Below are 13,980 nucleotides of genomic sequence, written 5' to 3'. Positions count from 1 at the left end.
CCGGGTGCGCGGACGTCGCAGGTGTGATGGGCGGTCAGCTGCCGATCGCCGACCCCACCTCGAGCGTGAACTGCTTGGCGGCGGCCTCCGGGGTCATGCGGCCGAACAGCACCTCCTGGTTGAGGCGCCGCGTGATCTCGGCGACCTGGCCGGCGCCGACGGGCGGGACGGCCGGGCCGTCGACGATCTCGTCCTCGAGGTCGGCGAGGAAGTCGGCGGCCTGCTGGTCGGTCGGGGAGAACTTCGGCTGCACCGCCGCGCGGACGTCGGTGTTGGCGGGCAGGCCGCGGTCGGACAGCAGGATGTCACCGGCGGTCACGTCGTTGAGCAGGAAGTCGACCAGCAGGGCGGCCTCCTGGGGGTGCTCGGACTTGGCCGAGACGGAGTAGTACATGGCCGGCTTGAAGTACATGCCGGTGCGCTCGTCCTGCGACTCACCGGGGACCCGCAGGAGCGTGAGCTCCTTGCCGGACGCGTTGGTGATGGCGGTCAGCTGGTTGGTCCAGAACCACGCCATGGCGCCCTTGCCGGTGCCGACGAGCGACTGCTCGGGGCCGCCGGCGTCGACCTCGACCGTGGTCGCGGCGTCGGGCTCACCGCCGCCGGACTGCAGGTCGAGCGAGTACTGCCACCAGTCGGCGAGGGTCTTGTCGTCGTATCCGAGCGTGCCGTCCTTCGTGTAGAGCGACTCCCCGCGCTGGCGGGCGAAGATCGAGAACCCGGGCTCGTTGAAGCCGTAGTCCTGCGCGCCGTAGACGGTCTTGCCGGTCGCGGCGGAGATCTTCTCGGCGACGTCGACGTAGTCGTCCCAGGTCCACGTGGCGTCGTCGGGCATCTCGACGCCGGCCGCGGCGAAGGCCGCCGGGTCCGCCACGATCGCGTAGGCGTTGACGCCGGTGGCGACGCCGTAGAGATTGTCGTCGATGGTGCCGGACTGGAGCACGTTCTGGTCGATCTTGGAGGTGTCCAGGCCCAGGTCGTTGAGGTCGGCCAGCACCCCGCGCGAGGCGTAGTCGTTGAGGAACCGCTCCTCCTGGGTGATGACGTCGGGCGCGTCACCGCCGGCCACCGACGTGCTCAGCTTGTCGAAGTAGCTGTTCCAGTCGGTGTAGTCCGGCACCACCGTGATGTACGGGTACTTCTCCTCGAACTTGTCCAGCACCTGCTGGGTCAGCTCGTGGCGAGTGTCGGAGCCCCACCACGAGAAGCGGATCTCGACGGGCTGCGGCGGGCCGGAGGAGGTCGGCGCGGACGCGGGCTCGTCGGACGAGCCGGCGCACGCGGTGAGGGCGAGTGCCGCGACGGCGACGAGGGCACCTACGCGGAGGGACGGTCGGGGACGCATGGGTTCTCCTTGGATGACGAGGACGACGTTGTGCTGTCTGGAGTCCGGCGGAACTGCTACTTGATGCCCGTCGTCGCGATCCCCTTGACCAGGTACTTCTGGCCGAGCAGGAACGCGAGGAAGACGGGGACGAGAGAGACGATCGACATGGCGAACATGGGGCCCCACGAGCTGGCGCCCGTGGAGTCGAGGAACGTACGAAGAGCCACCGGCGCGGTGTACATGTCCGGCCGGGTGAGGAAGATGAGCTGGCTGAAGAAGTCGTTCCACGTCCAGATGAACGTGAAGATCGCCGTGGTGGCCAGGGCGGGCAGCGAGAGTGGGAGCATGATCCGCAGGTAGATGCGGCCGTGCCCGCAGCCGTCCAGGCGCGCGGCCTCGTCCAGCTCCCGGGGGATGCCGCGGAAGAACTGGACCATGAGGAAGATGAAGAACGCGTCGGTGGCCAGCAGCTTCGGCACGATCAGCGGCAGGAACGTGTTGATCCAGTCGAGCCGGGCGAACAGCACGTACTGCGGCACGATGATCACGTGGATCGGCAGCATGATCGACACGAGCATGATCGAGAACCACAGCTGCCGGCCCCGGAACTGCAGCCGGGCGAACGCGTAGGCGGCCATCGAGCAGCTCACGAGGTTCCCCACCAGCGCCCCGAGGACGATGAGCGCGGAGTTCATCAGGTACCGCCCGAACGGGTACTGCAGCGCGTTCCAGCCGTCCGAGTAGTTGCCGAGGTCGATCTCGGTGGGGATCAGCGAGACGTCCCGGAAGATCAGCTCGGTGGGCTTGAAGGAGCTCACCAGCAGCCAGATCAGCGGGTAGAGCATCAGCACGCAGAGCGCGACGAGGCCGAGGTGCCGCAGGAACGAGCGGCGGCGGGCGGGCCAGGGGGAGCGACGGTGCTCGACGGGTGGCGCCTCGGCGGCCAGGGGGGCGAGGCGCTCGCGGAGGTCAGTCATCGTAGAAGACCCAGAACTTGGAGACGACGAAGTTGAGGGCCGTCATGGCGGCGACGATAAAGAGCAGCAGCCACGCCATGGCCGACGCGTACCCCATGTCCAGGGCCGTGAACCCCTTCTGGTAGAGGTACAGCGTGTAGAACATCGTCGAGTCGGCCGGGCCGCCCGTGCCGCCGGAGACGACGAACGCCTGCGTGAAGCTCTGGAAGGCGCCGATCACCTGGAGCACCAGGTTGAAGAAGATGATCGGCGTGAGCAGCGGCAGCGTGATGCTGCGGAACTTGCGCAGGGCGCCGGCGCCGTCGATCGAGGCCGCCTCGTAGTACATCTCCGGGATCTGCCGGAGGCCGGCCAGGAAGATGATCATCGGCGCCCCGAACGTCCACACGTGCAGCAGGACGAGCGTGCCCAGCGCGGTCTCGGGGTCGGACACCCAGCCCTGCCCCTGGATGCCGAACAGGGCGAGGAAGTGGTTGACCAGGCCGTCGACGCCGAACACCTGCCGCCACAGGATCGCGACGGCGACCGAGCCGCCGAGCAGCGAGGGCAGGTAGAGCACCGACCGGTAGAACGCGAGCCCGCGCAGCCCCCGGTCGAGGATCATCGCGAGCGCCAGTGCGGCGGCCAGCTGCAGCGGCACGGCGGTGAACACGTAGGTGAACGTGACCCGCAGCGAGTTGAGCAGCCGCGGGTCCTGGAACAGCCGCGTGTAGTTGTCGAGGCCGATCCACGACGGCGGCTGCAGCAGGTTGTAGTCCGTGAAGGACAGGTACCCCGACGCCACCATCGGGCCGATCGTGATGAGGCCCAGGCCCAGGAACCAGGGTGCCAGGAAGAGCGCAGCGCTGCGGCCGTCGCCCCGGCGGAGCGCACGCCGGGCAGGCGTGCGTCCGGACCTGGCGGTCCTGCGTAGCTCCGTCACTACGGACATGTCGTCGATCACCTCGATGTGTTCGCCGTGTGTGGAATCGCTGAGAAACCGGTTCCTCGGCGGTACCGTAGCACCGGTTTCTGTGGCTAGGGAACCGGTTTCCCGTGGTGTATGTTCGGCGCGGAGCCACCCCCGGTGGGTGGTCGTCGGTGACCGCGGGAGGCTGCAGTGACGCAGAACGGGTGGACGCGCACCGCGTCGACCATCGGCGAGGTCGCGCACGCCGCCGGCGTCTCCCGCGCGACGGTGAGCAGGGTGATGAACGGCCGCGCGACGGTCGACCCCGAGCTCGCCGCCCGCGTCCGCGAGGTCGCCGAGCAGCTGCACTACCGCCCGAGCAACACGGCACGGAGCCTCTCGCTGGGGCGCACCAACACGGTCGCCGTCGTGGTCCCCGACCTGGCCAACCCCATGTTCCAGCAGGTGCTCCGCGGGGTCGCCTCCGCTGCGGCCGAGGAGGGGTACCGGGTGCTGGTGGCGGACACCGCCGAGCACGCTGCCGACGAGGAGCGGATCGCCCTCGACGCACGCCTGCGCTGCGACGCGCTCGTCCTGGTCTCCCCGCGGATGCCCGAGCAGACCCTGCGCGCGCTGCTGCCCGAGATCCGGCCCGTGGTCGTCGTCAACCGCGCGGCCGACGGGGTCACCCCGACCCTGGCGATCGACTACGCGGCGGGCATCGACCGGATCGTCGAGCACCTCGCCGGCCTGGGTCACCGCCACCTGCTGTACCTGGCCGGGCCGCCCGACAGCGCCTCGCACGGTGCCCGGCTCGAAGCCCTGCGGGCCGCCGCGGCCCGCCGCGAGGACGTGCGGCTCAGCGAGCGGCCGGCGGGGTCGTCTGTGGAGTCGGGCTACGCCGCCGCGCAGGACGTGCTCGAGTCGCGCGCCACGGCCGTCGTCGCGTACAACGACCTCGTCGCGTTCGGGCTGCTGGCCCGCCTCAACGAGCTGGGCGTCGCGGTCCCGGGGGACGTCTCGATCACGGGTTTCGACGACATCGAGCTGGCGCGGTTCGCCACGCCCTCCCTCACCACGGCGACCGTCCCGCAGGCCGAGCTCGGCCGACGGGCCTGGGCGCACCTGCGCTCGCTCGTCAGCGGCGACGACGTCGACCCGACGCCGCCGCTCATCCAGCCCGTCCTCGCGGTGCGCGCCAGCACGGGCCCGGTGCCGCCCGCCGCACGGCTCGGGCGCCGCGCCGCCACGGACCCCGTCGGTCCCCAGGTGCCGTCGCTGGTCGGTGCGGGCTGGGCCGCCGACCTCGGCTCCCACCTGCTCTCCGGGGTGACCCCCGACGGGTCCGTCCCGCTGGCCCGGTACGAGTCCGGCGACCGGCTCCCGTCCGTGCACGCCCCGCGGCCCTACCTGCACCCGGTCCACTCGGCGGCCGGCACGGCGCTCACGGAGACCAGCCCCGTCGACCACCGGCACCACTACGGCGTCTCGATGGCGGTCCCGGTGGTCAACGGCACGTCGTACTGGGGCGGCCGCACGTTCCTGCGCGACGAGGGCCCGACGCTTCTGCCCAACCATGGCCGGCAGGTCAGCGAGGGCGTGCGGGTGGTCGACGGCGGCGCCGCGCTCGTCGACGACGTCACCTGGCGCGACGAGCGCGACCGGCCCCTGCTCCGCGAGGACCGCCGGCTGGCCGCGACGCCTCTCGCGGACGGACGTGGCTGGACCCTGCGCTGGTCGAGCGTGCTGCACGCCGCCCACGGGCCGCTGCGCCTCGAGAGCCCGGGCACCAACGGGCGACCGGGCGCCGGGTACGGCGGGATCTTCTGGCGGCTGCCGTCGGCGGACGTGACGACCGTGCTGGGCGAGGGTCTGGTCGGCGAGGAGGCCGTCCACGGCAGCCTCTCGCCGTGGCTCGCGTTCGTGCAGCGACGGGAGACCGCCACCACCACCGTCCTGCTGGTCCAGCCGCCGACGCAGGTCCGCCCCTGGTTCGCTCGGGTCGCCGAGTACGTCGGCGCCGGACCCGCGCTCGCCTGGGACCGGGTGGTCGACGTGCCCGCGGGCGGACAGCTCGAGGTCGGGCTCGCGGCCGTCGTGGTGGACCGCGCACTGGGGGCAGACGAGGCCGCCGAGCTGGCCGGGCAGGCGTGGCGATGAGCGCGCTGCCCGAGACGGCCACCGACGTCCCCACGATCGCGGTCGTCGGCGTGCACGGGCACGGCGCTTCCCACGTCCGCAACGTCACCGACCTGCAGGAACGTGGCCTCGCGACCCTCGCGGCGGTGGTCGACCCGCGGCCGGTCGACGGCGACGTGCCCTGGTTCCCCGACCTCGACTCCCTGCTGACCAACACCCGCCCCGACGTCGTCGTCCTCGCGACCCCGATCCCGACGCACCTGCCCCTGGCGTCGGCGGCCCTGCGCGCGGGCTGCGACGTGCTGCTCGAGAAGCCGACCACCGCATCGCTGGCCGAGCACGCCGAGCTGCTCGCCGTGGTCGAGGAGACGGGCCGCCGGTGCCAGGTCGGCTTCCAGACGTATGGGTCGGGGGCCGTCGACGAGCTCGCGCGCATCGTCGGCTCCGGCGAGCTGGGGGAGGTCACCGGGGTGGGGGCCGTCGGCACCTGGGTGCGCGACGAGGCCTACTACGCCCGTGCCGCGTGGGCGGGCCGGCGGACGATGGGCGGCGTCGAGGTGGTCGACGGCGTGGTCAGCAACCCGCTCGCGCACGCGGTCGCGACGGCGCTGCTGCTGGCCGGCGCGCGGACGGTCGAGGACGTCGTCGACGTGCGGGTGGACCTGTTCCACGCGCACCCGATCGAGGCGGACGACACCTCCGCCGTCGTCGTCGAGACACGCTCCGGCATCCGCGTGTCCGCCGGGCTGACCCTGTGCGCACCCGTGCAGTCCCGCGCCCGGGTGACGGTCCGGGGCACGCTGGGCACCGCGACGCTGCTGTACGAGACCGACGAGATCGAGGTGAGCTCGCCGCGCGGCACCCGCCGGATCCGGTCCGGGCGCGTGGACCTGCTGAGCCAGCTCCTCGAGGCCCGCGCCGACCCGACGATCGCGCTGCGGTGCTCGGTCGCGGACACCGGCGCGTTCCTGCGAGTGCTCGAGGCCGTGCGGACCGCGCCCGACCCCGCGTCCGTGCCGGCCGAGCTCGTCGAGTGGCGCGCGGAGGGCCCCGCACGGCACCCGGTGATCGCGGACGTCGAGCACTGGTGTGCCCGGGCCGCCGACGAGGGCGCCACGTTCACGGAGCTGGGCGCCCCGTTCGCAGGCACGCGCTGACCTCTCCGGCATGCCTTCGCTGACCTCGCGCGCACCCCTTCGCTGACCGGACCGCACGCCGGCGCGCTGACCGCTCCCGCACGCCTTCACCAGCACGCGAGAACAACATGGGACGCGGCAAACGGCCCCACAACGCGTCCCATGTTGTTCTCGTGGCCGAGACCTGCGGCCACGGGCGTCGGCCCGGCAGGTGGTGGGGCGCGCGGGGGCCGCGCGCCGGGCGGGTGCGCGGGTGGCGGCGGGCGGTCGTGGTCGGGTTGTTCTGTCGGCGGACCGGGCGGGTGCGGCACGATCGGGGGGTGGCCGGACGGTGGCGGGTGGTGGCGGTCGTCGCCGTGCTCGCGCTCGCTGGTTGCACGGGCGGCGCGCCGGCCGCGCAGCCGCCCGGCCCGAGCGCGACGCCGACGCCGATCCCCGCCGACGTGCTGGCCGGGCTGTCGGTCGAGGTCCGGCAGGCGCGCAGCGACTGGGCGCTCCGGGTGGTGCAGCTGAACGTGGCGAACGCCGGGCCCGGCGACGTGACGGTCGAACGAGCGCGGCTGATCACACCCGACGACGCGGGCGTCGCGGCGAGTGACCGCGAGCGACCCGTGCGGGCGGGCGTCGACCGGGACGTGTCCGTGGCGCTCGGCGAACCGGTCTGCGACGACGCGACCTCCGGGCCCGCGCAGGCCGAGCTCGACCTGGTGGACGGCGCGGGCCGGCGGTCGACGCTCATCGTGCAGCCGGGCGACCCGCAGGGCCACCTCGCCCGGATCCACGGCGAGGACTGCGCGGCGGCGGCCGTGGCGAGGGGCGCGACGCTGAGCCTGGAGGACGCGATCACGACCAGCGACGTGGGCGGGACGCTGGCCGCCACGGTGAACCTGCGCGTGGTGCCGGTGCTCGGCGGACCGACCGTCGAGATCACGCAGGTCGACGGGACGGTGCTGCTGGCGCCGGTCGGGGGTGCGACGAGCTGGCCCACCACCGTCGACACGGCCGACGGTGCCGAGGACACCGTGCCGCTCGAGCTGGTGCCGTCGCGGTGCGACCCGCACGCCGTGGCCGAGGACAAGCGCGGCACGTTCTTCGGCGTGCACACCCGGGTCGACGGGATTGACCAGCCGGTGTTCTACCTCGCGTCGAGCGACGTGCTGCGGGGGGCGTTGCACGAGTTCGTCGGCCGTTCCTGCGGGATGCCAGGCGCCGGCTGACGAGGTCGCGGTGGGGCGGGGAATGACCCGAGCGGACAGCGAGAGGCGGGCGGCGGCGCCCCGACGGCCTCGTCGGCGGTCACCGGGCAGCCCAGTCGGTGTCGCGGGGGGAAGCGTGCTCGAGCCCGACGGCGCCCGGTGCTCACCGGAGGCGAGTCTTCGGGCGCTCGGTTCCCTCGTCGGCGTTGCCTGTGCGCCGACTGAGTCGCGGTGTGTCGTGACCGATGCATAGCCGCAGGTCAGGGCCTCGAAAGGACGTCGATGCCGGGCTGCCCGACTGCGTGGTCGACCAGGGCCACCCGCGCCGCCGCGCGGGAAACGCGAACGGCGAGCGCTTTCCCCAGTTTGCCCGAAACCCTTGCGCGGCCCGGGGAGGGGTCGGTAGGAATGTCCTGCTTGCTCGGGTGAATCGTTACAGAATGAATCGATTCACGGGGCAGCACAGGGGTGATCTCAACGACGAGACAAAGGGTGATGCCATGCGCTCGACGCGCGCGCACGACGAGGGACCAGGGGAACCGCGGGCGGGACGGACGCGCGGGTCGGCGGGGCACGCGGGACGAACCCCCGGCCGAGCCGGTCCTCGTGCACTTCTGGCGGGGGTAGCCACCGCGACCGCGGCCGCACTGGTCGCCGCCGGCGGGCTGCCGGCCCTCGCGGCCGACCCGCCGACGACGTGGAAGTTCGACATGGGCACCGCGACCAGCCCGGTCGCGAACGGCTACCAGCAGGTGACCGACGCGACGCGCTACTCCGCCGCGACCGGGTTCGGCATCGTGCCGTCGGACGGGGTCACCCCGATCTCCCGTGACCGTGGCGCGGCCGACCCCGCGGACCGCGACTTCGTCCTGGCCACCAGCTGGTCGTTCGTGCTCGACGTGCCCAACGGCACCTACGACGTGACGGTCCGCTCGGGCGACCTGCTCGCGGGCACCAGCACCACCAAGACCACGGTGACGCTCGAGGGCGCCGGTGGCGGGACGCTGAGCACCAAGGCGGCCGCGATCGCGGGCACGTGGCCGGTCACCGTCGCGGACGGTCAGCTGACGGTGGGGGTCACCGGCGCGGGCGCCGGTGGGTACGTCAGCTCGATCGTCGTGTCGCAGACGGGGACGACGCCGCCCGACGAGCCCGACCCCGGCACGTCGACCATCGCTGCGCCCACCTCGGTGCGCATGGCCCACGTGACCCCGAGCGCCGTGACGCTGCGCTGGAACGAGGTCGCCGGCGCCACGGGCTACGTGGTCTCGCGCTCCGACGCCGTCGACGGCACCTACACCGAGGTCGCCCGGACCGGCGCGCGCGAGGTGTTCACCACCGACGCCGTCGACACCTCGACCCTGCGCTACTACCGCGTGCAGACGATCGACGCCGCCGGCCTGTCGACCCCGTCTGCGGCCGCCGTGAGCAGCCTGCCGACGCCTCCGACCGTGCCCGCCGTGCTCGACTTCGACCTCGGCAGCGGCGCGCTCGCACCGGGTGCCACCAGGCTCGACGCGACGAGCGCGTACTCGGCGACGACGCGGTACGGGTTCGTCGACACCCGGGCCGTCACCGCTACCGACCGCGGGACGAACGACCCGCTGCGCTCCGACTTCGTGAGCGTGGGGGACACGGAGCTCGTCGTCGACCTGCCCAACGGCGACTACACCGTGAGCCTGATCGCGGGCGACGCCACCGAGGCGACGGACGTCGCGATCACCGCAGAGCAGATGGCCAAGGTGGCGCCGACGACGAAGGCCGCGGGCCAGTTCCTCGAGATGTCGTTCGACATCGCCGTGGTCGACGGCCAGCTCAACCTCGAGCTCTCCGGCGCCGCGCCCAAGCTCAACGAGCTCCGCATCGCGGCGCAGAGCCCGCGCGCACCCGGCGACGAGCCGACGGTGTGGATCACGGGCGACTCGACGGTGCAGAGCTACACGGCGGACTACGCGCCGCAGGCCGGCTGGGGCCAGATGATCGGCCGTTTCCTGTCCGACGACGTCACGGTGGACAACCGGGCCATCGGCGGCCGCTCGTCGAAGAACTTCATCAGCCAGGGCCGGCTCGACGAGGTCCTGCGCCTGGTCAAGCCGGGCGACTACGTGTTCGTGCAGTTCGGGCACAACGACGCGACCTACGGGGTCGACGACCGCTTCGCCGCTCCCGCCGACTACGCCGAGTACCTGCGGACCTACGTCGACGGCGCCGTGCAGCGCGGGGCCACACCCGTGATCGTCACGCCCGTCTCTCGGCGCAGCTTCGACCCGGCGACGGGCGCGTTCAACGTCTCGTTCCCCGAGTACGTCGCTGCGGCGACCGCGCTGGCCAACGAGACCGGGACGCCCCTGGTCGACCTCGCGGCCTCGAGCCGCGCGTACCTCGACCAGATCGGCCCGGAGGCGTCGACGAGCGTGTTCCTGTACGTGCCGGCCGGGGTCTACCCGGGCCGTCCGACGGGGACCATCGACGACACCCACTTCCAGGAGTACGGCGCCATCCAGATGGCCCGCCTCGTCGCCTCCGGCATCGAGAAGCTCGACGTGCCGCTGGCCGACGAGGTGGTCGACGCCGAGCCTCCGGCGCAGGTCCCGGCCGCTCCGGCCGGGGTCGTCGCGGGCAGCGTCTCCAACGCCGGCGTCCAGCTCACGTGGACCCCGAGCGAGGGAGCCGACATCTACCAGGTGTTCCGCAAGGACGCCGCCGCCGGCGACGACGCGTACGCGCTGGTCGCCACCTCGACGCTGCCGCAGGCCGCGGTCGGCGGGCTGGTCGAGGGGGCGTCGTACGACTTGCGGGTCGTCGCCGTCAACGGCCGTGGATCGTCGGCCCCGTCGGCCGCGGTTCGGGTCACGACGAAGGCCGCGCTGTACAAGTTCGACGTGCAGCCGGCCGGCAGCCCGGTCATGCCGGGCTACACGGAGGTGAACCAGAACTCGCGGTACACCCCCGAGATCGGCTGGGGCTGGCTGGACCCGACGGGTCTGGGTGGACGCGACCGCGGGGTCAGCTTCACACCGCCGCCGAACGACCTGCAGCGCGACTTCCTGCTGCCGGGCACCCAGCACGTGTTCGCGGTCGACGTGCCCGACGGCAGCTACGCCGTCAAGACGTACAACGGCGACTGGATCGGCACCAGCCGCTCCAACGTGCAGCTCGAGGGCAAGGACTTCGGCGCCTCCAACGCGGGCGCGGGGTCGGTCTCGGAGAAGGTCAGCCAGCCGGTGCTCGTGACCGACGGGCAGCTGAACCTCGTAATGACCGGCTCCTCGAGCCGCCTGAACGGCATCGAGATCACGCCGCTGCTGCTGGCGCCGTCGGGCCTGACCCTCGACGACCTCAGCATCGACGGCAGGTCGGTGAAGGTCTCGCTGAGCTGGACGGGGACCTCCGACTCGGCCGGCTACCGGGTCTACCGGAAGGCGGCGGGGGCCTCGGCTCCGGTCGCGCTCGGTGACGTCACCGCGACGACGTTCGTCGACACCACCCCCGACGTCGGGCTCGCGTACGAGTACGACGTCGTCGCGCTCGACCCGACCGGCGTCGAGTCGGTGCCGACGGACACGCTCGACGTGACCACCGTCGACCCGGACGTGCCGACGGCCGCCGTGCCGACCGGGCTCACGCTGGGCGCCGTGAACAAGAACGACGTCACGTTCACCTGGGACGCCGTCGACGGCGCGCTGTTCTACCAGGTGTCGCGACGGGCCAAGGACGGCTCGTTCGTCGTCGTCGGCCGGGCGGACGGTCCGTCGTACACCGACACGACCGTGCTGACCACGATCGGCTACACGTACCGGGTCGCGTCGGTGAACGCGGGCGGGGTGTCGGCGGCGTCGTCGTCGCTCACCACCCCCGCGGTCACCACCCTCGCGCGGCAGGCGGAGCGCCTCGACCGGTCGCCGGTCGCGGTGAAGACCGACGGCGGCGTCTACCTCGGCTGGCGACAGCTGGGCCTGGACCCCGACTCGATCGCGTTCCACGTGTACCGGGACGGCAAGAAGATCACCACGCTGCCGATCACCACGAGCACCAACCTGCTGGACACCGGCGGCTCCGCAGGCTCGGTCTACCGGGTCAGCTCGGTGGTCGACGGGATCGAGCGCTGGGCCACCGGCGAGTTCCGCGTGTGGGACAGCCAGCACCTCGACGTGCCGCTGGACAAGCCGGCGGACGCGTACACGAAGGACGGTCAGCCGTACACCTACAACGCCAACGACGCGTCCGTCGGGGACCTCGACGGCGACGGGCAGTACGAGATCGTCGTGAAGTGGGACCCGTCCAACAGCAAGGACAACTCGCAGGCGGGCTACACCGGCAACGTGTACGTCGACGCGTACGAGCTGGACGGCACGCGGCTGTGGCGCATCGACCTGGGCCAGAACATCCGGGCCGGCGCGCACTACACGCAGTTCCAGGTGTACGACCTGAACGGCGACGGGAAGGCCGAGGTCACCATGAAGACCGCCGACGGCACCGTCGACGGCGTCGGCACGGTCATCGGTGACCCGCGGGCGGACTACCGGAACTCGTCGGGCTACGTGCTCACCGGGCCGGAGTTCCTGACGGTGTTCAACGGTGCCACCGGCGCGGCCGTCGACACGATCGACTACACGCCGCCGCGCGGTGACGTGGCCGCGTGGGGCGACGCGTACGGCAACCGGGTCGACCGCTTCCTCGCCGGGGTCGCGTACCTCGACGGCGAGCACCCGAGCGTCATCTTCAGCCGCGGCTACTACACGCGGACCGTCCTGGTCGCCTACGACTTCGACGGCTCCTCGCTCACCAAGCGGTGGACGTTCGACTCCGACGTCGCCGGCTCGCAGTACATGGGCCAGGGCAACCACAACCTCTCGGTGGCCGACGTCGACGGCGACCAGAAGGACGAGATCGTCTACGGCTCCATGACCATCGACGACGACGGCACGGCGCTCTACAGCACCGGGCTCGGGCACGGGGACGCGCTGCACGTCAGCGACCTCGACCCCAGCCGGCCGGGCCTCGAGGTGTTCGCGGTGCACGAGGAGGCGCCGCACAGCAAGGGCATCGGGGCAACGTTCCGCGACGCCAGGACCGGCGAGGTGCTGTGGTCGATGCCGGCCACCGCCGACACCGGCCGTGGGGCCTCGGGCGACATCGACGCCTCGCACCCGGGCTCGGAGTCGTGGGCCGTCACGACCGACGGCACGTGGAACTCACGGTCGGGGGAGATGCGGGCGGCCGACGGCACCCTGATCAGCTCCACGATCCCCGCGGCGAACTTCCTCACCTGGTGGGACGGCGACCTCCTGCGGGAGATCACCGACCACGACTGGTCCACGGAGACGCTCACTGGGGTCCCGACGATCGCCAAGTGGAACCCGGCGACGCAGACCGCCGACGAGATCTACCGGGCCACCGGCACCCTGTCGGACAACGGCACCAAGGGCACACCCGCCCTGCAGGCCGACCTGTTCGGGGACTGGCGCGAGGAGATCGTCACCCGCCTGGCCGACTCGTCGGCCCTGCGGATCGCCACCACGGTCGACCTCACCGACCACCGGTTCCGCACCCTCCAGTCCGACCCCGTCTACCGGCTCGGCGTCGCCTGGCAGAACACCGGCTACAACCAGCCGCCGCACACGGGCTACTTCCTGGGTGACGGGACGTCGACGCCGCCGGCGCCGAGCATCGTCTACACGGGCGCCGCCACCGGTCCGGACGAGCGGGTGCCGGGACCGGCCACCGCGAAGCCCGGCGCCGGGGTGCTCTCCAGCGACAACTGGGAGAACGACAGCAGCTACACGGTGACCATGAACCTGTGGTGGGGCCAGAACGCCCAGACCGTGACGCTGCTGGAGAACGGGGTCGAGGTGGCCACGCGCGACCTGGTCGACGCCACCCCGAACGCCCAGTCGGCGGCCTTCCAGCTCGCCGGCAAGCCCAACGGGACGTATGTCTACACCGCGGTGCTGACCAACCAGCACGGGAGGACGACGACCGCCCCGATCACCGTGCGCGTGACCGCGGCGAACCCGGGCACCCCGGTGCTGAGCCACGACAACAAGGACGGCGACGGGTCGTACACCCTCACCACCAACCTCTGGTGGGGGACCAACGCGACCGTCTACCGGCTGTACGAGGACGGGGTGCTCATCGACACCCAGTCCCTCACGGCCAACGGGTTCAACGCGCAGCAGGCGACGACGAGCGTGTCCGGCCGATCGGTCGGCACGCACGTCTATCGCGCCGAGCTGGCGAACCCGCTCGGGACCACCAGCAGCTCCGAGCTGAAGGTCAAGGTCACGCACTGACCCTTCCTTCACGACGACGGCCG

Annotated in this window: 7 protein-coding genes; 4 read left to right on the top strand and 3 right to left on the bottom strand. The window is 72.1% G+C overall.

The features are described 5' to 3' along the window. Nucleotides 1-34: 34 nt before the first annotated feature. From AC1DWH_RS19620 to AC1DWH_RS19610, 3 genes are read right to left on the bottom strand one after another with little or no spacing between them, the layout of a single operon-like run. Nucleotides 35-1,345, bottom strand: coding sequence for an ABC transporter substrate-binding protein (locus tag AC1DWH_RS19620; protein ID WP_477095072.1), 1,311 nt, complete (start codon nucleotides 1,343-1,345; stop codon nucleotides 35-37). A 56-nt stretch (nucleotides 1,346-1,401) separates the two neighbouring features. Continuing rightward, nucleotides 1,402-2,304, bottom strand: a complete 903-nt coding sequence (locus tag AC1DWH_RS19615; protein ID WP_477095071.1) for a carbohydrate ABC transporter permease — start codon at nucleotides 2,302-2,304, stop codon at nucleotides 1,402-1,404. Then, nucleotides 2,297-3,235: a carbohydrate ABC transporter permease gene (locus AC1DWH_RS19610; protein WP_477095070.1), complete on the bottom strand. Its 939-nt coding sequence runs from the start codon at nucleotides 3,233-3,235 to the stop codon at nucleotides 2,297-2,299. Before AC1DWH_RS19610 ends, AC1DWH_RS19615 begins: the two co-directional genes overlap by 8 nt. Before the next feature lie 168 nt (nucleotides 3,236-3,403). Between AC1DWH_RS19610 and AC1DWH_RS19605 the strand changes: the two genes are divergently transcribed. The 4 genes from AC1DWH_RS19605 (at nucleotide 3,404) to AC1DWH_RS19590 (ending at nucleotide 13,957) form a co-directional block, all read left to right on the top strand. Next, the gene (locus tag AC1DWH_RS19605; RefSeq protein ID WP_477095069.1) at nucleotides 3,404-5,353 is read left to right on the top strand and encodes a DUF6807 family protein; all 1,950 of its coding nucleotides are present in this window, start codon (nucleotides 3,404-3,406) and stop codon (nucleotides 5,351-5,353) included. Next, nucleotides 5,350-6,489: a Gfo/Idh/MocA family protein gene (locus AC1DWH_RS19600; protein WP_477095068.1), complete on the top strand. Its 1,140-nt coding sequence runs from the start codon at nucleotides 5,350-5,352 to the stop codon at nucleotides 6,487-6,489. Before AC1DWH_RS19605 ends, AC1DWH_RS19600 begins: the two co-directional genes overlap by 4 nt. A 299-nt stretch (nucleotides 6,490-6,788) precedes the next feature. Further along, nucleotides 6,789-7,685 (top strand): hypothetical protein, encoded by an 897-nt coding sequence (locus AC1DWH_RS19595; protein WP_477095067.1) that lies wholly within the window; start codon nucleotides 6,789-6,791, stop codon nucleotides 7,683-7,685. 479 nt (nucleotides 7,686-8,164) lie between these two features. After that, nucleotides 8,165-13,957 (top strand): rhamnogalacturonan lyase family protein, encoded by a 5,793-nt coding sequence (locus AC1DWH_RS19590; RefSeq protein ID WP_477095066.1) that lies wholly within the window; start codon nucleotides 8,165-8,167, stop codon nucleotides 13,955-13,957. The last annotated feature ends 23 nt before the right edge of the window (nucleotides 13,958-13,980 follow it).

The organism is Cellulomonas sp. P2_F12, assembly GCF_056403775.1.
The sequence above is the reverse complement of the archived record's forward strand: the minus strand, read 5'-3'. Positions and strand labels throughout refer to the sequence as shown.